21 protein-coding genes and 3 tRNA genes are annotated in these 19,512 nt (G+C 73.5%); 18 read left to right on the top strand and 6 right to left on the bottom strand.

The window, feature by feature from the left end; all coding sequences use genetic code 11:
- Window positions 1-11 precede the first annotated feature (11 nt).
- The 4 genes from ABD811_RS11875 (at window position 12) to ABD811_RS11860 (ending at window position 4,315) form a co-directional block, all read left to right on the top strand.
- Complete coding sequence (locus tag ABD811_RS11875) at window positions 12-1,001, top strand: NAD(P)H-dependent glycerol-3-phosphate dehydrogenase (protein ID WP_344945509.1); 990 nt, start codon at window positions 12-14, stop codon at window positions 999-1,001.
- A gap of 13 nt (window positions 1,002-1,014) precedes the next feature.
- Complete coding sequence (locus ABD811_RS11870; protein ID WP_344945298.1) at window positions 1,015-2,292, top strand: trans-sulfuration enzyme family protein; 1,278 nt, start codon at window positions 1,015-1,017, stop codon at window positions 2,290-2,292.
- Window positions 2,293-2,312: 20 nt separating this feature from the next.
- Entirely contained in the window at window positions 2,313-3,425 is a 1,113-nt protein-coding gene (locus tag ABD811_RS11865; protein ID WP_344945295.1) for a D-alanine--D-alanine ligase family protein, read from the top strand.
- A 125-nt stretch (window positions 3,426-3,550) separates the two neighbouring features.
- Complete coding sequence (locus ABD811_RS11860; protein WP_344945292.1) at window positions 3,551-4,315, top strand: acetamidase/formamidase family protein; 765 nt, start codon at window positions 3,551-3,553, stop codon at window positions 4,313-4,315.
- Here ABD811_RS11860 and ABD811_RS11855 read toward each other — a convergent pair.
- The 4 genes from ABD811_RS11855 to ABD811_RS11840 are packed head-to-tail and all read right to left on the bottom strand — an operon-like array spanning window position 4,312 to window position 7,723.
- Window positions 4,312-4,668, bottom strand: a complete 357-nt coding sequence (locus ABD811_RS11855; RefSeq protein WP_344945290.1) for a carboxymuconolactone decarboxylase family protein — start codon at window positions 4,666-4,668, stop codon at window positions 4,312-4,314. The genes ABD811_RS11860 and ABD811_RS11855 overlap by 4 nt on opposite strands.
- Window positions 4,661-5,503 carry an NAD(P)-dependent oxidoreductase gene (locus ABD811_RS11850; protein ID WP_344945286.1) on the bottom strand — a complete coding sequence of 281 codons (843 nt, stop codon included), beginning with the start codon at window positions 5,501-5,503 and terminating at the stop codon, window positions 4,661-4,663. The genes ABD811_RS11855 and ABD811_RS11850 overlap by 8 nt, the downstream gene beginning before the upstream one ends.
- Window positions 5,500-6,234: an SDR family oxidoreductase gene (locus ABD811_RS11845; protein WP_344945283.1), complete on the bottom strand. Its 735-nt coding sequence runs from the start codon at window positions 6,232-6,234 to the stop codon at window positions 5,500-5,502. The genes ABD811_RS11850 and ABD811_RS11845 overlap by 4 nt, the downstream gene beginning before the upstream one ends.
- 10 nt (window positions 6,235-6,244) lie before the next feature.
- Window positions 6,245-7,723 carry an aldehyde dehydrogenase gene (locus ABD811_RS11840; protein ID WP_344945280.1) on the bottom strand — a complete coding sequence of 493 codons (1,479 nt, stop codon included), beginning with the start codon at window positions 7,721-7,723 and terminating at the stop codon, window positions 6,245-6,247.
- Between the two features lie 44 nt (window positions 7,724-7,767).
- Between ABD811_RS11840 and ABD811_RS11835 the strand changes: the two genes are divergently transcribed.
- The 13 genes from ABD811_RS11835 (at window position 7,768) to ABD811_RS11775 (ending at window position 17,641) form a co-directional block, all read left to right on the top strand.
- On the top strand, window positions 7,768-8,448 hold the full coding sequence (locus ABD811_RS11835) for a hypothetical protein (protein WP_344945277.1): 681 nt from the start codon (window positions 7,768-7,770) through the stop codon (window positions 8,446-8,448).
- A gap of 346 nt (window positions 8,449-8,794) precedes the next feature.
- A complete protein-coding gene (locus ABD811_RS11830; protein ID WP_344945274.1) occupies window positions 8,795-10,069 on the top strand; it encodes a protein kinase domain-containing protein in 1,275 nt (424 codons plus the stop codon).
- 242 nt (window positions 10,070-10,311) lie between these two features.
- A tRNA-Leu gene (locus ABD811_RS11825) sits at window positions 10,312-10,388 on the top strand.
- Between the two features lies 1 nt (window position 10,389).
- Window positions 10,390-10,464, top strand: a tRNA-Leu gene (locus ABD811_RS11820).
- 59 nt (window positions 10,465-10,523) lie between these two features.
- Window positions 10,524-11,300 (top strand): Fpg/Nei family DNA glycosylase, encoded by a 777-nt coding sequence (locus ABD811_RS11815; protein ID WP_344945272.1) that lies wholly within the window; start codon window positions 10,524-10,526, stop codon window positions 11,298-11,300.
- 60 nt (window positions 11,301-11,360) lie between these two features.
- Window positions 11,361-11,443: transfer RNA gene (locus ABD811_RS11810), tRNA-Tyr, on the top strand.
- A gap of 401 nt (window positions 11,444-11,844) precedes the next feature.
- Window positions 11,845-12,816 (top strand): chitinase, encoded by a 972-nt coding sequence (locus tag ABD811_RS11805; protein WP_344945269.1) that lies wholly within the window; start codon window positions 11,845-11,847, stop codon window positions 12,814-12,816.
- A 148-nt stretch (window positions 12,817-12,964) separates the two neighbouring features.
- Window positions 12,965-13,540, top strand: coding sequence for a TetR/AcrR family transcriptional regulator (locus ABD811_RS11800; protein WP_344945266.1), 576 nt, complete (start codon window positions 12,965-12,967; stop codon window positions 13,538-13,540).
- A 10-nt stretch (window positions 13,541-13,550) separates the two neighbouring features.
- A complete protein-coding gene (locus ABD811_RS11795; protein ID WP_344945264.1) occupies window positions 13,551-14,750 on the top strand; it encodes a cytochrome P450 in 1,200 nt (399 codons plus the stop codon).
- Window positions 14,751-15,533: an SDR family oxidoreductase gene (locus ABD811_RS11790; protein WP_344945261.1), complete on the top strand. Its 783-nt coding sequence runs from the start codon at window positions 14,751-14,753 to the stop codon at window positions 15,531-15,533. It begins immediately after the preceding gene.
- Window positions 15,530-16,885, top strand: a complete 1,356-nt coding sequence (locus ABD811_RS11785; protein WP_344945258.1) for a cytochrome P450 — start codon at window positions 15,530-15,532, stop codon at window positions 16,883-16,885. The genes ABD811_RS11790 and ABD811_RS11785 overlap by 4 nt, the downstream gene beginning before the upstream one ends.
- Window positions 16,882-17,073, top strand: coding sequence for a ferredoxin (locus ABD811_RS11780; RefSeq protein WP_344945255.1), 192 nt, complete (start codon window positions 16,882-16,884; stop codon window positions 17,071-17,073). The genes ABD811_RS11785 and ABD811_RS11780 overlap by 4 nt, the downstream gene beginning before the upstream one ends.
- Window positions 17,074-17,089: 16 nt before the next feature.
- Entirely contained in the window at window positions 17,090-17,641 is a 552-nt protein-coding gene (locus ABD811_RS11775) for a nuclear transport factor 2-like protein (RefSeq protein WP_344945252.1), read from the top strand.
- A 7-nt stretch (window positions 17,642-17,648) separates the two neighbouring features.
- Here the strand turns inward: ABD811_RS11775 and ABD811_RS11770 are convergent, their stop codons facing one another.
- Both ABD811_RS11770 and ABD811_RS11765 read right to left on the bottom strand, forming a co-directional pair.
- A complete protein-coding gene (locus ABD811_RS11770; protein WP_344945249.1) occupies window positions 17,649-18,155 on the bottom strand; it encodes a DUF3515 domain-containing protein in 507 nt (168 codons plus the stop codon).
- 15 nt (window positions 18,156-18,170) lie between these two features.
- Complete coding sequence (locus ABD811_RS11765; RefSeq protein ID WP_344945246.1) at window positions 18,171-18,404, bottom strand: Lrp/AsnC family transcriptional regulator; 234 nt, start codon at window positions 18,402-18,404, stop codon at window positions 18,171-18,173.
- A 101-nt stretch (window positions 18,405-18,505) separates the two neighbouring features.
- Here ABD811_RS11765 and ABD811_RS11760 point away from each other — a divergent pair, with 101 nt between their 5' ends.
- Entirely contained in the window at window positions 18,506-19,426 is a 921-nt protein-coding gene (locus ABD811_RS11760) for a thiamine-phosphate kinase (RefSeq protein ID WP_344945243.1), read from the top strand.
- Window positions 19,427-19,512 lie beyond the last annotated feature (86 nt).

Below are 19,512 nucleotides of genomic sequence, written 5' to 3'. Positions count from 1 at the left end.
GCACCGCCGTGATGGGGGCGGGGTCCTGGGGGACCGTGTTCGCCAAGCTGCTGCGCGACGCGGGCGGCGAGGTCACGGTGTGGGGGCGCCGTCCCAAGGTCGTCGAGGCGATCAACGAACGCCGCGAGAACCCCGACTACCTGCCGGGGACCGTCCTGCCCGAGGGGCTGCGCGCCACCACCGACCCGGCCGAGGCCCTGGCCGGCGCCGACTTCGTGGCGCTGGCCGTCCCCGCCCAGACGCTGCGGGAGAACCTGGCGGCCTGGACGCCGCTGCTGCCGCCCGAGTCGGTGCTGGTCAGCCTGATGAAGGGGGTGGAGCTCGGCACCTGCCGCCGGATGTCGGAGGTGATCGCCGAGGTTGCCGGGGTGCCGGACGAGCGGGTCGCGGTGTTCTGCGGGCCCAACCTGGCCCGCGAGGTCGCCGCCGGGCAGCCCGCCGCCGCCGTCGCCGCGTGCGTGGACGAGGAGCGCGCCCGGCGGCTGCAGGCCGCCACCATGACCCCGTACTTCCGCGTCTACACCACCACCGACGTGATCGGGTGCGAGCTGGGCGGCGCGGTCAAGAACATCGTGGCGCTGTGCGTGGGCATGGCGGTGGGGCTCGGCTTCGGCGACAGCACCCGGGCGCTGCTGATGACCCGCGGGCTGGCCGAGACGGCCCGGCTGGGCGCCGCGCTGGGCGCCGACGAGCACACCTTCGCCGGGCTGGCCGGGATGGGCGACCTGATCGCCACCTGCAGCTCGCCGCTGTCGCGCAACCGCACGTTCGGCGAGAACCTGGGCCGCGGCATGACGCTGGAGCAGGTGGTGGCGGTCACCAAGCAGACCGCCGAGGGCGTCAAGTCGTCCGAGGCGGTGCTGGAGCTGGCCCGCAAGCACAACGTCGAGATGCCGATCACCGAGGCGGTCGTCAACGTGCTGCGCCACGGGGTGCCCATCAAGGACGCGGCGATCTCGCTGATCTCGCGTTCCCCCAAGCCGGAGCGCTACGGAGTGTGACATGCTGTGAACGATGCGTACCACGGGAAGCAGTCGTTCACACGGTGAGAACACCCGCGCCGTCCATCTGCCGGCGCCGCCGCTGCCGCGTCAGGCCCCGGTCGGGCTGCCGGTCTGGCGCGCCGGCGCGTTCGCCTTCGCCGGCGCCGCCGAGCACGCCGCCCTGCTGAGCGGCCGCGCGCCCGGCTACTCCTACGGCCGGATGGCCAACCCCACCGCCGACGCGTTCGCGGCCGGCCTCGCGGCCCTGGAGGGCCACGGGACGTCCGGGCCGGTGGAGGGCGAGGCGTTCGCGTCCGGCATGGCCGCCGCCACCGCCGTGCTGCTGGCGTTCACCGACGCGGGCGCGCACGTGGTCGCGCCCGCCGGGCCGCACCGCGACCTGTACGCGCTGCTGGACGGGCTGCTGTCGCGGTTCGGCGTCGACGCCTCGTACGTCGACGTCGCCGACGCCGCCGCCGTGCGCGAGGCGATCCGTCCCACCACCCGCCTGATCTGGGCCGAGGTGCCGGGCAACCCCGGGCTGGCCGTCCCCGACCTGCCGGGCCTGGCCGCGCTGGCCCGCGGCGCGGGGGCGCTGCTGGCCGTGGACGCCACCCTGGCCACGCCGGTGGTGTGCCGTCCGCTGGAGCACGGCGCCGACCTGGTGGTGCACTCGGCGACGGCCGCGATCGGCGGTCACGGCGACGCCACCGGCGGCGCGGTCGTCGGCGCGCCCGACCTGGTCGAGCAGGTCCGCCGCGTCCGCGTGCAGACCGGCGCGGCGCTGGCGCCCGACGAGGCGTTCCTGCTGCGCCGCGGCCTTGAGACCCTGCCGCTGCGGGTGCGCCGCCAGTGCGACACCGCCAACCTGTTCGCCGCGGCCGTCGCCCGGCACCCGGCCGTCCGGTCGGTCGACTACCCGGGGCTGCCCGGCCACCGCGGGCACGAGCAGGCCCGCGCCCTGTTCGACGCCGGCCCGGAGGGCACCCGGTTCGGCGCCGCGGTCACCGTCACCCCGTCCGGCGGGCGCCGCGCGGGCCTGGCCCTGGTCGACGCCCTGCGCCTGGCGACCCCGGCGACCTGCGTCGGCGGCACCCACACCCACGTCGCCCATGTGGCCTCCACCACCCACCGCTGCCACGACGACGCCGCGTTGCGCGCCGCCGGCATCGACCCCGGCGCGGTCCGCTTCTCCGTCGGGCTGGAGGACGCCGACGACCTGGTCCGCGACGTGACCGAGGCCCTCGACACCGTCGGCCGCACGCTCGACGGCGTCGACGGCGCCCGGCTCGTAGCCGACACCCACTGATCGCTGTAGGGTCGGACATCATGTCCGACGCATCACCTAAGATCCGTGTGGCCGTGGTCTTCGGCGGGCGCAGCAGCGAGCACGCGATCTCCTGCGTCACCGCGGGAGCCGTCATGGCCGCCATCGACCGCGACCGCTACGAGGTGGTGCCCGTCGGCATCGCCCGCGACGGCCGCTGGGTGCTCGCGCCCGAAAACCAGCGGCTGGCCATCGAGGACGGACGGCTTCCCGAGGTCTCCGCCGACGGCCAGGCCCTGGCGCTGCCGTTCGACCCGGCCAGCAAGGGCCTGATGGTGGTCGAACCGGGCCGGATGCCCGCCACCCTGACCGAGGTGGACGTCGTCCTGCCGCTGCTGCACGGCCCGTACGGCGAGGACGGCACCATCCAGGGCATGCTCGACCTGGCGGGCGTGCGCTACGTCGGCGCCGGGGTGCTGGCCAGCGCGGTCGGCATGGACAAGGGCTTCATGAAGCTGGTCTGGCAGGCCCGCGGCCTGCCGGTCGGCCGGTACGTGATGGTCGGCGACCGGGAGTGGCGCACCGCCCGCACCGCCAAGCTGGACGAGATCAAGCAGTTGGGCCTGCCGGTGTTCGTCAAGCCCGCCCGCGCCGGGTCCAGCATGGGCATCTCCAGGGTGGAGACCGAGGACGACCTGACGGCGGCCATCGAGGCGGCCCGCGAGCACGACCCCAAGGTCATCGTCGAGGCCGCCATCGTCGGCCGCGAGATCGAGTGCGGCGTCCTGCAGGGCCTGTCCGGCGGCCCCGCCGAGGCCAGCCTGCCCGCCGAGATCCTCATGGCCGGCGGCCAGGACTTCTACGACTTCGAGACCAAGTACCTGGACGGCGCGACCCGCATGGCCATCCCCCCGGACCTGCCGCCCGGGGCCGTCGCCGAGGTGCAGCGCCTGGCGGTCGCCGCGTTCGAGGCCCTCGACTGCGAGGGCCTGGCCCGCGTCGACTTCTTCCACACCCCCGACGGCCGCTGGATCCTCAACGAGATCAACACCATGCCGGGCTTCACCCCGACGTCGGCGTTCCCCCAGATGTGGGCCGCCAGCGGCCTGGACTACCCGGCCCTGGTCGACCGCCTCATCCGAACCGCCCTCGACCGCCCCAGCGGCCTGCGCTGACCGCCACCCCCAGCACCCTCCGGGGGGTATCGCTAACCGGGTCTTAAGGGTGTTGAAATCACTCGGAAACAGGTCGGTCGGCAGGATTCTTCCGTAGAGAAGATCTCCGTGAGGAAGGAATCCCGTTGTCGCTCCCGCTTGCCTCCGAGCCGCCCAGTGCGGCCGCTCCCGGGTCCGCCGTGTCGCCGTGGGGCGGTGGGGACGCGAGCCGTGTGGTGCCCGGGCACGACCGGTGGCACCCGGAGATCCCGGCGGTGGCCGAGGTGCTCACGGGCGGCTCGATCCGGATGGAGTGCCAGGGGCGTGAGCCCGGGGCCGATCCGGTGCTGTGCGGTCCGGTCGTGGTGGTCGGCGCCGAGCCCGGTGACGTCATCGTGGTGGACGTGATCGGCGTGGGACGCTCCGACGGGGTGTACGCGCCCGCCGGGCATCCCGGTGTGATCGGGTGCGCGCCGGACGCGGCGATGCTGGCGGCCGCGGCGGCCGCCGTGCCGGACGAGGAGCCGGCCGCCGAACCGGAGGCGGAGGTGTGGCGGCTGGACGCCGGGTCTCCCGGGATGCTGCTCGGGCACGTCGAGGAGGGGTCGGCCGCGTACCGGCGGATCGCGGCGGCGGCGGTGCGCAGCGAGGCGCGCGGACGGCAGATCGGCGGCTGCGGCATCGCCCCGCTGACGGCCGGGTCGCGGGTGCTGCTGCCGGTGCACGTGCGCGGCGCCAAGCTGTCGGTGGGCGACCTGCACTTCCCGGTGAGCGGCGCCGACGACTGCCGCCTGGCCGCCCGGGCCGGGTGGATCGACCTGCGGGTCCACCTGACGCGCAGGGGCGTGGAGCGCTTCCGGGTGAACGGGCCGATGCTGATGCCGGCCCCCGGGCCGCTGGCGGGCCGCTAACCGCGGTCGTGCTCGGCGATCAGTTTCTCGATCTGCACGTTGAGGCGGGAGCCCAGGGGCCAGCCGACGTAGTGGGTCAGGAAGATCGCGATTTCGCGGAGTTCGTCCGGGGACAGCTCGCCGTTGGCCAGGGCGGCGGGGATCTGGATGTCCAGGACGTCGTTCAGGCCTTGACCGGCCAGCACGCCGACCAGCAGGAGACGGCGGTCGCGCATGCTCAGGCCGGGGCGCGTCCACACGTCGCCGAACAGGTGGTCGACGGTGACGCCGAAGAAGGCGTCGGGGGAGTCGCCGACGTCCCAGCCGTACACCTGGCGCATCATGTCCAGGCCGCGGCGGCGCCGCTCATCCATCGCGGTCCTCCTCCAGTCCGAGGGCCGCGCCGAAGCGGTCCAGGGCGAGCCGTGCCAGGGGGACGTCGACGTCCAGGTCGCACGCCAGTTCCACGGCCAGGGCGAGGTCCTTCTCGCCCAGGTCGCGGACGTTGCGCAGGACGTCGTACAGGTCGTCGTCCGGGCGCAGGGGGGCGGTGGTGGGGCGCAGCATGATCGCGCCCGGCCCGCCGGTGACGGCGTCGGAGTGCCGGACGACGCGGGCGAGCCTGCGCAGCGAGACGCCCGACGCCTCGGCCAGGCGCTGCGCCTCGGCCGCCGCGGTGAACGCCACGAAGTGCAGCAGGTTGCGGGCCAGCTTCGTGCGGGTGCCCGCGCCGACCGGACCCATGTGCAGGACGAGATCCGCCCAGGCGCCGAAGGGTTCGCGGCAGCGTTCGAACGCCTCGGCGGAGCCGCCGACCATGACGGCCAGGGTGCCCACGGTCGCGCCCATGAAGCCGCCGCTGACCGGGGCGTCCACGACCTCGATGCCGTACGGCTCGGCCCGCCGCGCCAGCTCCTCGGCGGTACTCGCGCGGATCGTGGAGTGGACGGCCAGGACGGTGCCGGGCCGGGCGGACGCCAGGATCTCGGCGCCGACCTCGTTCACCTGGTCGTCGTCGCGCACCATCACCGAGACGATCTCGGCGGAGCGGGCCACCTCCGCGACGGTGCGCGCGGCGCGGGCGCCCGCCTTCACCAGGGGCTCCATGGCCTCGGGGCGGGTGTCGTGGACGACCAGGCCGGTGCCGGCCAGGTGCCGCGCCATCGGCGCGCCCATCTGCCCGAGGCCGACGAACCCGTACGCGCTCACGACCGGAACACCTCGCCGCCGTCCACGTTGAGGATCTGGCCGGTGATCCAGGACGCCTCGTCCGACAGCAGGAACAGGCACGCGCCGACCAGATCCCCAGGCGTGCCCATCCGCTTGATCGCCATCTTGTCCTGGACGATCTTCTCCGACATGCCGCCGGGGACGACCTCGCGGTGCGCGGCGGTGTCGGTGGGGCCGGGGGCGATGGCGTTCACGCGGATCCCCATGCCGCCCAGCTCGTGCGCCAGCTGCTGGGTGAGCCCGTTGACGCCGGCCTTGGCCAGCCCGTAGAAGCCCGCGTACTGCCAGGCGGCCGTGGAGGACTGGTTGACGATCGAGCCGCCGCCGCGTTCCCGCATGTGCGGCACGCACGCCCGGGCGCACAGCAGCGCCCCGTCCATGTTCACCGCCATGAACCTCCGGTAGTAGTCCCAGTCGACGGTGAGCAGCAGGTCGATGCGCATGCCGCCGAAGATCGCGGCGTTGTTGACCAGGTGGTCGATGCCGCCGAAGCGTTCGGCCGCCGCCGCGGCCATCGCCTCGACCGACGCCGGATCGGAGACGTCGGTCCGCACGAACAGGCCCTTGACGTCGTCGGCGACGCGCTGCCCGGCCTCGTCGACGTCCGCGACGACCACCGAGGCGCCCTCGCCGGCGAGCGCCCGCGCGTACGCCTCACCGATCCCGCCCGCCGCCCCGGTGACGACCGCGACCTTTCCCTCGAACCGCACTGTGCCTCCTCTAGGACGGGCTTTCGGCGATCGCCTTGGTCTCCAGGTACTCCTCGAATCCGGCCACGCCCATCTCACGGCCGATTCCGGACTGCTTGTAGCCGCCGAACGGGACGTCCGCCGCGTACCACACGCCGCCGTTGACGCTGACGGTCCCGGTGCGCAGCCGCCGCGCGACCGCCCGGGCGCGCTCGGCGTCGCCGCCGTGCACCGCGCCCGACAGCCCGTACGGCGAGTCGTTGGCCAGCCGCACCGCGTCGTCGTCGCCGTCGTGCGGCAGGATCACCAGGACGGGCCCGAAGATCTCCTCGCGGGCGGTGCGGCAGTCGTTGGTCAGGCCGGTGACCAGGGTGGGTTCGATCCAGAAGCCGTTCTCACGGCCCGCCGGACGGCCGCCGCCGCAGGCGAACGAGCCGCCCTCCCGCACCGCCAGCTCCAGGTAGCCCTCGACGCGGGCGCGCTGCCGGGCGGAGATCACCGGCCCGCACACCGTGCCGTCGTCGCGCGGATCCCCGACGCCGATCTTGGTGAGGGCCCTGGCGGTGATCTGGACGGCCTCGTCGTACCGCTCCCGGGGGACCAGCAGGCGGGTGGTGATCGCGCAGCCCTGCCCGGCGTGGGTGGCCGCCGCGAACGCCGCGTACGAGCAGGCCGACCGCAGATCCGCGTCGTCCAGCACGATGAACGCCGACTTGCCGCCCAGCTCCAGGAAGACCTTCGTCAGGTTGCGCGCGGCGGTGGCCATCACCTCGCGGCCGGTGGCGGTGGACCCGGTGAACGACACCGCGTCCACCCGCGGGTCACCGGCCAACTGGGCGCCGAGCCGGTGGTCGGAGGAGGTGACGACGTTGACCACGCCCGGCGGGATGTCGGTCTCCTCGGCGATCAGCTCGCCCAGCACGGCCGCGCACCACGGCGTGTCGGGGGCGGGCTTGAGCACCACCGTGTTGCCGGCCGCCAGGGCGGGGCCGAGCTTGGCCAGGTTGATCTGGTGCGGGAAGTTCCACGGCGTGATCGCGCCGACCACCCCGACGGGCTCGCGCCGCACCCGCCGCACGCTGGGGACGCCCATCGGCTCGGCCCGGCCGAGGTCGTGTTCCCACGCGTACGACTCGGCCAGGTCGGCGAACCAGCCCAGGTCGTTCACCGGGGCGTCCAGCTGGCCGCCGAACGTCAGGAAGCGCGGGGCGCCCACCTCGGCGATGGTCAGCTCGCGCAGTTCGTCGGCGTGCCGCCGCAACGCCTCCCGCAGTTGCCGCAGGCAGCGCACGCGAAACGGCACGTCGGCGGGCCAGGAGGAGGTGTCGAACGCGCGCCGCGCCGCTGCGATGGCCTCGTCCATGTCGGCGGCCGTGGCGTCGGCGGCCTCGCCGAGGGTCTCCCCGGTCGCCGGGTCGACGGTCGGGAACGTGCCGCCCGACCCGGCGGTCAGCCGTCCGTCCAGCAGCAGCGGTGAGGGGCCGCGGACGGCGGACGCGTTACCGAGCAAGCGATCGGTTGTTCTGGACACATGTCCAGACTACAGTTCAGGCCATGACGGAACGCAAGCCCCGCGACGACTATTCGGGCGAGTTCGACCCCGGCTTCCGGTTCGAGGACCTGTCCAAGGAGGCACTGGTCCGGCTGGTGCGCGAGTACGCGCTGATCGTCCACCTGCTCGACCGCTCCGCGCTCATCGCGGTCGGGCTGCGGTACGGCCAGCGCGCCGTCGAGGAGATCGCGATCGAGGAGTGGCGCGGCGCCAGCCTCGTCTACACCCGGCGGATCCGCGAGATCATGAAGATCGAGGGCGACGGCGTCTCGGCGATCTTCAAGTGCCTGCAGCTCGACCCCGGATTCGCCCAGCACTACATGGACGTGGAGTACGAGCTGATCTCCGAGACGCACGGCTTCTTCCAGCTGCGCTCCTGCGGCGCCCTCCTGGACGTCGAACCCTTCGGCGAACGCTCCATCAAGGGCATGTGCCACACCATCGAGGACGGCACGTTCGACATCACCGCCCAGGCGGTCAACCCCAAGGCGCGCATCCGCCCCGTGCACCGCCCGCCCCGCGTGCCCGCCGGCCGCGTCCCGCACTGCCGCTGGGAGGTCATCATCGACGACGACACCGAGGTGCTCCCCGAGGCCGACATCACCCGCATGGTCGCGGGCACGACCGCCGCCACCCACCGCTTCCCGCCCATGCGCGACGGCACCCCCCACATCCCCGGCTGAACCCCGCCGCGCCCGCATGCCGGGGACGACGCGTCCTCCGGGAGATCGGCACGCCGTACTTTCTGATATGCCAGGCTTGGGGCTTCAAGGTCATCGCCGCGAGGGGAGCCCGCCGTGTCCCAGACGCCCCGCCCCGGCATGCCGGCCGTCATCGGCCGCTACCAGGTCGTCGGCGAGCTCGGCGAGGGCGGCATGGGCACCGTGTACCGGGGCGTCGACGACTCCGGACGCGCCGTCGCCATCAAGGTGATCCGCCAGGAGCACGCGGCGAACCCGCAGTACCGGGCGCGGTTCCAGGCCGAGGTCGCCGCCGCTCAGCGCGTCCGCCCCTTCTGCACCGCCCCCCGTGCTGGACGCCGATCCCCACGCCGACCCGCCCTACCTGGTGACCGAGTTCGTCGAGGGGCCCAGCCTGAGGGACGCCGTCACCGACGGCGGTCCGCTGCGCGGCGCCGACCTCGAAGCGCTCGCGGTCGGGATGGCCACCGCGCTGACCGCCATCCACGACGCCGGGATCGTGCACCGCGACCTCAAACCGGACAACGTGCTGCTGTCGGCCCTCGGCCCGCGCGTGATCGACTTCGGCATCGCCCGTTCCGAGCTGGATGGCACCCGGCTCACCGTCCCCGGCGGCATCGTGGGGACCCCGGCGTTCATGGCGCCCGAGCAACTGGCGGGCGCGTCCGCCTCCCCGGCCACCGACGTGTTCGCCTGGGCGGCCACGGTGGCGTTCGCCGCGCGCGCGAAGCCCTGCTTCGACGGCCCCAGCGTGCCCGCGATCATCCACCGGATCGCCAGGGGGGAACCCGACCTCACCGGCCTCCAGGGGACGGTCCTGGAGGTCGTACGCGCGGCCCTGGCCAAGGACCCGGCGCGGCGCCCCACCGCCCCGCAACTGCTCGAACACCTCATCTCAGGCGCCCCCAAGGTCGCTGCCGCCTCGCCGCCCCTCCCGTCCGTCCGGCACGGCGGCTCGCCCGCGCATTCCGGCGGCCTCTCGCCGGCGCGGCCTGACAACGCGGCCACGCCGCCCGGCGGGGCGACGGCGCAGCCGGACGGCACGCACGCACGGCCCGGCGCGGGGGCGTGGGAGTCGCTGCCGCGGCCCGCCATGGACACCGACGCCGCCGTGGGACTGGTCGAGGAGCACTACCGGCAGGCCGCCGAGGCGGGCGATTCCGCCGCCATGTACCAGCTCGGCGCACTTCTCAGAGCCCGGGGCCAGACGGCGGAGGCCGACTACTGGTACCGGCGCGCCACCGCCGCGATGGACACGCCGCCGCCCGGCAACGGTCGTCCCGGATACGGCGTCCCGGCGACCCAGGCCCCGGCACGGCACGTCCAGGGCATGCCCGCCGCGGCCGGCCGCCACAACACCACGGCGATGTGCGCGCTGGTCCTGGGCGTGGTCGGCCTGCTCACCTGCGGTCTGTCGTCCGTACCGGCCATCCTCTTCGGGCACCTCGCGTCGAAGCAGGCCCGGCGCGCCGGGCAGAAGACGCCGGGCATGGCCACGGCGGGCATCGCCTGCGGCTTGGCGATGGTCGCGATCTGGGTGGTGGTCGCCCTGTTCTTGCTGATGAGTGACGGTTCGTCCATGGCGGGCACGCTCGACGGCTGACACGGGCCGCTCGGCCCCGCGGAAAATGCGTTGCCCAGCTCAGGGGAATTCTGGCACCGTAGTCGTCGTCGGCCCGTCCAAGGGAACGACACAAGGACTTCGAGAGGAGGATCGGCCATGACGCTCCAACGCCTACGACTGCCCTGGGCGTCGCTCGCCCGCCATGGCCGGTCCATCGCCTGACCTCCCGGCCGCGCGTTTCCGAGCGACGCCTTCCCCGAACGCTCGGCCCTTTTTTTCGCGCGGCTCTACTCCAACAGGCAGAGAGGCCACTTTCAGGAAGTGGATGTTCCGGGTTCGAATCCCGGGAGCCGCACCATGCCCCCGTCGCCCAACTGGCAGAGGCGCCTGTTCGAGAAGCAGGAATGGTGCAGGTTCGAATCCTGTCGGGGGTACGTTTCGGCCCCTCGTGCGCGTGGGGGTTGACGGGGCTGGACCGGGTACGGCATGCGGTATGCCGGAGCTTCCGGACGTCGAGGGCTTCCGCCGGGTGCTGGCCGAGCATGCCGGCGAGCCGATCACGGCCGTGCGGGTGTGCGACGCGGGCGTGCTGCGCGGCGTGAGCGCGCGGCGGCTGGACGAGGCGCTGCGGGGCCATCGCTTCGGGCAGCCCCGGCGGCACGGCAAGTGGCTGATCGCTCCGGCCGACGGCCCGGTGCTCATGCTGCACTTCGGGATGACCGGGTCGCTGTCGTGGCACGACGCGGACGAGCCGCGTCACCGGCACGACCGGGTCGTGTGGGGCTTCCAGGACGGTGAGCTGCGCTTCCGCGACATGCGTAAGCTCCAGGGCGTACGGCTCGTCGCTGACGAGGGCCAGGCCGGGCGGACGCTCGACGACCTCGGCCCTGACGCGCTGGACGTCTCCCGCGAGGAACTGGGCGCGCTGCTGGCCGGACGCCGGGGACGGCTGAAGTCGGCGCTGACCGACCAGACGCTCATCGCGGGCCTCGGCAACCTGCTGGCCGACGAGATCTGCTGGCGCGCCCGCGTCAGCCCGCTGCGGAACGTGCCGGACCTGGACGACGACGAGGTCACCGCGCTCTACCAGGCGATGCGGCGCGTGCTGCGCGATTCGGTCAGGGCGGGACGGGTCCCGCCGCGCGACACGTGGCTGACAGGGGCGCGCGACGAGCCCGAGGGAGCCTGCCCGCGCTGCGGCACGACGCTGTCCCGACGCCGTATCTCCGGCCGCACCACCGTATGGTGCCGCACCTGCCAGCCGAAGTGACGGCCCGGAAATTCATTTGCGGGAAATGGCCTTCCGCTGACACCGTGAAAGCACACGCCGGGGGCGGCGCCGACGCGGGAGAGTCGGGCTTGCCTGTAAAGCAGGTGCTTCGCGCTGAGTGGGTTCGAATCCCACCCGCCCCACAAAACTCGCCGCGAGTCGCGTCACGAATCGCGGAACGATTCTGAATTGTTCCGCAGGCCGCGCCGAATTGTCGGTAAAGGAGACCTGGGTGGCCGCTGCCCCGAATACGGCAGCCGCTCACCGTCGGGGTATCGAGCCGTGTCGAGATGCGGGGCGGGCTCGTATGCCGGGAGTGTCGTGGTGAGGGTTGCCAGTGTGGCGGCGGGGTGGTCGTCCGGTCTTGCCGAATTCGCGGAGTGGACGATGCCGGTTCGGGGGGCGACCTGGGGTGGTGCCGTCGTGCGGGGCCGGACGGGGGTTGCCGGACGGGGACGGCGCGGCTAACGTGCAATCAGTTAGGAAACTTTCCTAACAGTAAGCCGCGCCCCGATCCCCGCACCGCACGACCCTGGGAGCGACCTTGCGACGCATCCTCCTTTCGTTCCTGGCGGCGCTGCTGGCCGTGCCGGCGGCCGCCGCGTCCGCATCCGGCTCGTACGCCGCCGCACGTCAGGCGGCGGCCCCCGCCATCCGCCACGCCCCCTACATCGACATCACCATGACGACGCCGTCGCTGGCCGCGGCCGCGCGGGCGACCGGCGTCAAGAACTACACGCTGGCGTTCGTGCTGGCCGACAGCACCGGGTGCAACCCGTCCTGGGGCGGCATCATCCCCCTGAACGACGCGCGCATCATCAACGACGTCCGCGCGCTGCAGAGCGGCGGCGGCCAGGTGATCGTGGCGTCCGGCGGTGCGCTGTCGCCGTACCTGGAGCACGTGTGCGGCTCGGCCGACGCGCTGCTCGGCGCGTACAAGAAGGTCCTCGACACGGTCGGCACCAACCACCTGGACGTCGACATCGAGGCGGCCGTCGACGTCGCCAAGGTGAACACCGCCCTCAAGCGGCTCCAGGACGAGCGCGGCACGGCCATCAGCTACACGCTGCGCGTCCAGGGCCAGGACTACGGCGTGGACCCGTTCTCCGAGCAGATCCTGCGGGACGCGGCCGCCAGGGGGCTGGACGTCGTGGTCAACCCGATGCTGATGAACTTCGGGTACACCGGCGACTGGGGCGCCGCCATGATCTCCGCCGCGGAGGCGACGCTGCGGCAGATGCGGCAGATCTGGCCGGGGCGCGGCGACGCCGAACAGAAGCGGCGGCTCGGCGTCACCCCGATGATCGGCAAGAACGACTCGGGGATGACCACCACCCAGGCGCACGCCCGTGCCCTGCGCGACTGGGCCAACGCCAACCACATCGGCTTCGTCGGCTTCTGGTCGGTGGGACGCGACAACGGCGGCTGCGCCGACGGCCGCGTCTCCCCGACGTGCAGCGGCATCGCACAGTCCGCCTACGAGTTCACCGGCATCTTCAAGGGCTTCACCGGCTGAGGCCCGCAACAGCCGCCGGGCCGGGCGGGGATCCGCTGTCCTCGCCCGGCCGGCGCGGCCGTCCCCGGTCCACCGCTCAGGGCCGGGGACGGCCGCTGTCCAGGGGCGGGGTTGTCACGGGCGGGCTGCTGAACTAATGTCTGGACACATGTCCAGCGAGTTGGCGACCGAGCCCACCCGGCGGCGGCTCACCGAGCGGCAGGCCGACACCGTGCGGCGGCTGACCGACGCGGCCGTCGCCGAGCTGCGCGACCAGGGATACGACGGGCTGACCGTGCGGAACGTGGCCCGCCGCGCCGGGGTGGCGCCGGCCACCGCCTACACCTACTTCACGTCCAAGAACCACCTCATCACCGAGGTGTTCTGGCGACGGCTGAGCGCGCTGCCGCCCGTCGAGCGGGGGACGGGCCCGGCGCGCGAGCGGGTGGCGGCGGTGCTGCGCGAGGTGGCGCTGCTGGTGTCCGACGAGCCGGAGCTCGCGGCGGCGTGCACGGCGGCGATGCTCGGCGGCGACCCCGACGTGCGCGAGCTGCGCCTGCGCATCGGCATGCGGATCCGCGAGCGCCTGCAGACGGCGCTCGGGGACGACGCCGACCCCAAGGTGCTGAGCGCGCTCGAGATCGCCTACGCCGGCGCGCTGGTGCACGCCGGCATGGGCCACACCTCCTACGCCCGCATGGCCGACCGGCTGACGGAGATAGCCGAGCTGATACTGCCCGAGTGAGGTGACGGCTGTGGAGCCCCTGAGGGAGCCCCCCACCTACAGCCCGTTCGACTACGCCGTCCACGAGGATCCCTACCCGACGTACGCGCGCCTCAGGGACGAGGCGCCGCTCTACCGCAACGACGAACTCGGCTTCTGGGCGCTGTCGCGGCACGCCGACGTGGCGGCGGCGTTCCGCGACCACGTCACGTTCTCCAACGCCAACGGCGTCTCGCTGGAGCCCAGCGCGTGGGGCCCGCAGGCGCATCGGACGATGTCGTTCCTCGCGCTCGACCCGCCCCGGCACACGCGCATGCGCGCGCTGGTCTCCAAGGGCTTCACGCCCCGCAGGGTGCGCGAACTCGAAGGCCGCATCGGGGACCTGACGAGAAGGCGCCTCGAACCCGCCCTGGAGGCACGCGAGTTCGACTTCGTCGCCGACTTCGCGGGGCTGCTGCCCATGGACGTCATCTCGGAGATGATGGGCGTCCCCGAGGCCGACCGTGCGGAGGTGCGGCGCCTGGCCGACGTGGTGGTGCACCGCGAGGAGGGCCTGAACGACGTCCCGCCCGCCGGGATGGAGGCCGCGCTCGCGCTCGTCGGCTACTACGAGGGCATGCTGGCCGAGCGGCGCCGCCGCCGCACCGGCGACCTCACCTCGGCGCTGCTCGACGCGGAGATCGACGGCGACCGCCTCGACGACCGCGAGATCATCGCGTTCCTGTTCCTGATGGTGGTCGCGGGGAACGAGACGACCACCAAGCTGCTGGCCAACGCCGTGTACTGGGCGTGGCGCAACCCCGCCGAGCTGGCCAAGCCGTTCGGCGACCCGGCGCGCGTGGACGACTGGGTCGAGGAGACCCTGCGCTACGACACCTCCAGCCAGATGCTGGCGCGCACGGTGACGCGGGACTCGATCTGGCACGGTCGGCGCGTGCCCGCCGGCGACCGGATGCTGCTGCTGGTCGGGTCGGCCAACCGCGACCCCCGCGTGTTCCCCGACCCGGACGTCTACCGCCTCGGCCGCGACACGTCCCAGTTGGTCAGCTTCGGCGGCGGACGGCACTTCTGCCTGGGCGCCAACCTGGCCCGGCTGGAGGCCCGGGTCGCGCTGACCGAGCTGGTGAACCGGGTCCGCGGCTACGAGGTCGACGAGGCGCGCGCCGACCGCGTCCACTCGGTGAACGTGCGCGGGTTCGCGTCGCTGCCGGTCCGCGTGGAGGTGAGGTAGGTGCCGAGGTTCGAGCCGCATCCCGAGCGGCGTCCCGCCGTGGTCAGCGGCGCGTCGTCCGGCATTGGCGCCGCCACGGCGACGGCGCTGGCGACGGCCGGGCATCCGGTGGCGCTGGGCGCGCGCCGCGTCGGCACGTGCGAGGAGCTGGCCGCGACGATCCGCGCCGGGGGCGGGGAGGCGTTCGCGCACCGGCTCGACGTCGCCGACGCCGACTCGGTGAAGGAGTTCGCGGCGGCCGCCGCCGACGCGCTCGGCCCGATCGAGGTGGTGGTGTCCGGCGCCGGTGAGCTGGCCGCCGCGCGCGTCCACGACCTGGACTCCGAGACGTTCCTGGCGCAGTTGCAGGTGCTGCTGGTCGGGGCGCACCGGCTGGTGTCGCACCTGGTGCCGGACATGGTGCGGCGGCGGCGCGGCGACGTGGTGTTCGTCTCCTCGGACGTGGTGCGGTCGCCGCGCACGCGCATGGGCGCCTACGTCGCCGCCAAGAACGGCGTCGAGGGCATGGCGCGGGCGCTGCAGATGGAACTGGAGGGCACGGGCGTTCGGGCGTCGATCGTGCGGCCCGGACCGACCGCGACCGGCATGGGCATGGACTGGGACGCCCAGACCACCGGCGAGGTGCTGGAGGAGTGGGTCAGGTGGGGCCACGCCCGGCATCCGTACTTCCTGCGCCCGTCCGATGTCGCGGCGGCCGTGACGGCGGTGGTGTCCACGCCGCGCGGCGCGCATCTGTCCCTGGTGGAGGTGCAACCCGAAGCGCCCCTGGAGGAGGCCCGATGACCACCACGCTGCTCGACGTGCCGTTCGTCTCGGGCGGTCCCGACCACCTGGACGAGCTTCGCACCGACCCCATCGCGCTGATGCGCCGCGTCCGCGCCGAGTGCGGCGACGTGGGCGCGTTCCGCATCGGCGGACGCGCGGTGGTGCTGCTGTCGGGCGCCGAGGCCAACGAGTTCTTCTTCCGCGCGCCCGACGAGGAGCTCGACCAGGCCGAGGCGTACCCGTTCATGACCCCGATCTTCGGGACGGGCGTGGTGTTCGACGCCACGCCCGAGCAGCGCCGCGAGGCCCTGCACAACCAGGCGCTCAAGGGCTCCCACCTCAAGGGGCACGCCGCGACGATCGCCGCCGAGGTGGACCGGATGGTGGCCGGCTGGGGCGACGAGGGCGAGATCGACCTGCTCGACTGGTTCGCCGAGCTGACCATCTACACATCGTCGGCGTGCCTGATCGGCCGCAAGTTCCGGCAGAGCCTGGACCGGCGGTTCGCCGAGCTGTACCACGACCTGGAGCGCGGCACCGACGCGATCGCCTACGTCGACCCGTACGCGCCGATCGACAGCTTCCGGCGGCGCGACCGGGCCCGGGCGGGGCTGGTGGAGCTGGTCCGGCAGATCATGGACGCGCGCCCCCCGAACCCGCCGCGCGAGGACCGCGACCTGCTCGACGTGCTGATGTCGATCCGCGCCGCCGACGGCACGCCCCGGTTCGACGCCGACCAGGTCACCGGCATGTTCATCTCGATGATGTTCGCCGGGCACCACACCTCGTCCGGCACCGCCGCCTGGACGCTCATCGAGCTGCTGCGTCACCCGGACGTGCTGGCGGGGGTCGTGGAGGAGCTGGACGGCCTGTACGCGGACGGGCGGGAGGTCAGTTTCCAGGCGCTGCGCGCCATCCCGCGCCTGGAGTCGGCCATCAAGGAGACGCTGCGGCTGCACCCGCCGCTGATCCTGCTGCTGCGGGTGGCCAAGTCGGAGCAGCGGGTGCTCGGCCACCGCATCCCGGAGGGGACGATGGTCGGCTGCAGCCTGGCGGTGTCCAACCGCATCCCCGAGGACTTCCCCGACCCGGACGCCTTCCACCCCGAACGCTACGTCGCGCCGCGCGAGGAGGACCTGGTGAACCGGTGGACGTGGGTGCCGTTCGGGGCGGGGCGGCACCGCTGCGTCGGCGCCAACTTCGCGATGATGCAGCTCAAGGCGATCTTCTCGGTGCTGCTGCGGGACTGGGAGTTCGAGCTGGCCCAGCCGCCGGACACCTACCGCAACGACCACTCCAAGATGGTGGTGCAGCTCGCGCGGCCGTGCGCCGTCCGCTACCGCCGCAGGTCGCCGGGGACGGCGCGATGAGGGTCGAGGCCGACCTGGACCTGTGCCAGGGGCACGCCATGTGCGAGCTGGAGGCGCCCGGCGTCTTCGAGGTGCCGCGCAAGGGCAAGGTGCGCGTGGCCGACCCCGAGCCTTCCGAGGATCTGCGCGACGAGGTCGCCGCCGCCGTCCGCTACTGCCCCACGCAGGCGCTCAAGCTCATCGACTGACCCCCGGAGGTGCCGGATGCCCGCGTTCCCGCGCGAGGAACTCGAAGACATGGTGGAGCACTGGCTCGACAGCAACCGGCGGTGCGAGCGGCTCGGCGACTGGCGGCCGCTGGCCGACCTGTACACCGAGGACGCCACCTACGGCTGGAACATCGGGCCGGGCCAGGACTTCATGGCCGTGGGCCGCGAGGAGATCCGCGAGCTGGCGCTCGGCTCGGAGATGGGCGGGCTGGACGGCTGGCGCTACCCGTACCAGAGCATCCTCATCGACGACCGCAGGGGCGAGGTCGTCGGGTTCTGGAAGCAGATCGCCGACGCCCGCCGTCCCGACGGGACACCGTACGAGGTGGCGGGCATCGGCGGAAGCTGGTTCCGGTACGCCGGCGGGCGGCGGTGGTCCTGGCAGCGCGACTGGTTCGACCTCGGCAACGTCACCGCGGTGTTCGCGGAGATGATGAAGGCCGACGTGCTGTCGGACGGGATGCGGCGACGGCTGGAACGCGCCTCGTCCGGCGGACCCGTCCCCGGCTACTACCCCCGCGGCGAAAGCCCGGTGCCGCTGTGGTGACCCACCCCTAGATCTGGCCCTCGGGCTTCTCGGGGATGGTGGCGGTGATCGCCGAGCCGAGCTCGATGAGGACGTCGCCCGGCGGCGCGTACTTGGCGGGCACGGTCACCTCGACGTACGCCTGACGGGCCACGGCGGTGAACGTGACGGGCCGGTCGGCGGGCACGCCGAACCAGTCGACCCCGTTGATGGTCATCAGCCGGGACTCCGGCCGCAGCTCGGCCGGACGCGGCACGCCGCAGCGCAATGCGATCGCGGGCGAGCCCCACGCGGCGGTCAGCGGCGACTCCGGGGAGGTGTCGCGGCGCTGCTGCCCGTGCACCTTCTCCGGCAGCCGCAGCCCCGCGCACAGCCGGGCCGTCGCGGCGTCCGGCGTGGGCACGGGCACCTGGACGGCCCCGGCGCCGCATCCGGCCAGCAGCAGGGCGGCGGGCAGGAGCGCCAGCGCGGCGCTCCGGGCCCGCGCCGTGCGGCGGGCGGCGGACGACGGCACGCGGGGGGCGGGAGGGCGCACGGTCGGGCCGATGCCTCAGATGTTCACGATCGGGCAGGTCAGCGTGCGGGTGATGCCCTCGACCGCCTGGATCTGGGCCACCACGAGCTTGCCGAGGTCGTCGACGTTGCCGGACTCCGCGCGGACGATCACGTCGTACGGCCCGGTCACGTCCTCGGCCTGGACGACACCCGGGATGTCGGCGATCTGACGGGCGACCTCGGCCGCCTTGCCCACTTCGGTCTGGATGAGGATGTAGGCGCGCACCATCTCGTCCTCCCCGGGCGAAGAATTTGCCGTCGGACGGTCACCGTATCGTGATACCCGCTGTGACGGCGCGTCGGGGGCGATCTCCATATATCGGGGGGCGAATGACCACGATCGGTGAGCTGGGGGAGTTCGGGCTGATCGCCCGCCTGACCAGGGGGCTGCCGCTCGGGCGGGACGTGCCGCTCGGCCCCGGCGACGACGCGGCCGTGGTCGCCGCGCCGGACGGGCGTGTCGTGGCCACCTGCGACCTGCTCGTCGAAGACCGGCACTTCCGCCGCGACTGGTCGTCCCCCTACGACATCGGGCGCAAGGCCGCGGCGCAGAACCTCGCGGACGTGGCCGCCATGGGCGCCCGTCCCACCGCGCTGCTGGTGGGGCTGGCCGCGCCCGCCGCCACCGAGGCCGCCTGGGCGCAGCGCCTGTACGCGGGGCTGGCCGACGAGTGCGCGGTGACGGGCGCGTCGGTGGCCGGCGGCGACGTGGTGGCGGCCCCGGTGATCACCCTTGCGATCACGGCGCTGGGCGATCTGGGCGGGAGGCCGCCGCTGACGCGGTCCGGGGCGCGTCCCGGCGACCTGGTGGCGGTGCGGGGGCGGCTCGGCTTCTCCTCGGCGGGCCTGGAACTGCTGCGGCGCGGCGAGCGCGAGCCCGCGGAACTGGTCGAGGCGCACCGGCGGCCCTCTCCCCCCTACGAGGCGGCCGAGGAGGCGCGCGCGTCCGGCGCGACCGCGCTGCTGGACGTCAGCGACGGCCTTCTGCAGGATCTCGGTCACATCGCCGAGGCCTCCGGCGTCCGCGTCGAGGTCGACTCCGCGGCCGTCCCCGTACCGGCGGTCCTCGGGCCCGACGGGTTGCGGCACGCGCTCACCGGGGGTGAGGACCACGCGTTCGCCGGCACCTTCCCGCCCGCCGCGCACCTGCCCCCCGCCTGGGCGGTCATCGGCCGCGTCGCCGACGGCAAAGGCGTCATGGTGGACGGCCGCCCCTACGGGCCCGGGGGATGGGACCATTTCCGCGGATGAGCTTGCCGAGGGGCCCGCGGGCCGGCGGACGGCCTCGGATAGCCCCGTCTGACGGCGCGGTGCGTCTTTCACCGTCTGGTAGGCAC

The sequence above is a fragment of the Actinomadura miaoliensis genome, from assembly GCF_039536785.1.
Taxonomy (GTDB): Bacteria; Actinomycetota; Actinomycetes; order Streptosporangiales; family Streptosporangiaceae; genus Spirillospora; species Spirillospora miaoliensis.
This window is presented reverse-complemented; position numbering and strand designations above follow the sequence as displayed.

What these genes read in the sequence shown, in the direction of transcription:
- ABD811_RS11875 (WP_344945509.1), top strand. Translation starts at nt 12, where the DNA reads ATGGGGGCGGGGTCCTGGGGGACCGTGTTCGCCAAGCTGCTGCGCGAC.
- ABD811_RS11870 (WP_344945298.1), top strand. Translation starts at nt 1,015, where the DNA reads ATGCGTACCACGGGAAGCAGTCGTTCACACGGTGAGAACACCCGCGCC.
- ABD811_RS11865 (WP_344945295.1), top strand. Translation starts at nt 2,313, where the DNA reads ATGTCCGACGCATCACCTAAGATCCGTGTGGCCGTGGTCTTCGGCGGG.
- ABD811_RS11855 (WP_344945290.1), bottom strand. Translation starts at nt 4,668, where the DNA reads ATGGATGAGCGGCGCCGCCGCGGCCTGGACATGATGCGCCAGGTGTAC.
- ABD811_RS11835 (WP_344945277.1), top strand. Translation starts at nt 7,768, where the DNA reads ATGACGGAACGCAAGCCCCGCGACGACTATTCGGGCGAGTTCGACCCC.
- ABD811_RS11815 (WP_344945272.1), top strand. Translation starts at nt 10,524, where the DNA reads ATGCCGGAGCTTCCGGACGTCGAGGGCTTCCGCCGGGTGCTGGCCGAG.
- ABD811_RS11800 (WP_344945266.1), top strand. Translation starts at nt 12,965, where the DNA reads ATGTCCAGCGAGTTGGCGACCGAGCCCACCCGGCGGCGGCTCACCGAG.
- ABD811_RS11785 (WP_344945258.1), top strand. Translation starts at nt 15,530, where the DNA reads ATGACCACCACGCTGCTCGACGTGCCGTTCGTCTCGGGCGGTCCCGAC.
- ABD811_RS11780 (WP_344945255.1), top strand. Translation starts at nt 16,882, where the DNA reads ATGAGGGTCGAGGCCGACCTGGACCTGTGCCAGGGGCACGCCATGTGC.
- ABD811_RS11775 (WP_344945252.1), top strand. Translation starts at nt 17,090, where the DNA reads ATGCCCGCGTTCCCGCGCGAGGAACTCGAAGACATGGTGGAGCACTGG.
- ABD811_RS11765 (WP_344945246.1), bottom strand. Translation starts at nt 18,404, where the DNA reads ATGGTGCGCGCCTACATCCTCATCCAGACCGAAGTGGGCAAGGCGGCC.
- ABD811_RS11760 (WP_344945243.1), top strand. Translation starts at nt 18,506, where the DNA reads ATGACCACGATCGGTGAGCTGGGGGAGTTCGGGCTGATCGCCCGCCTG.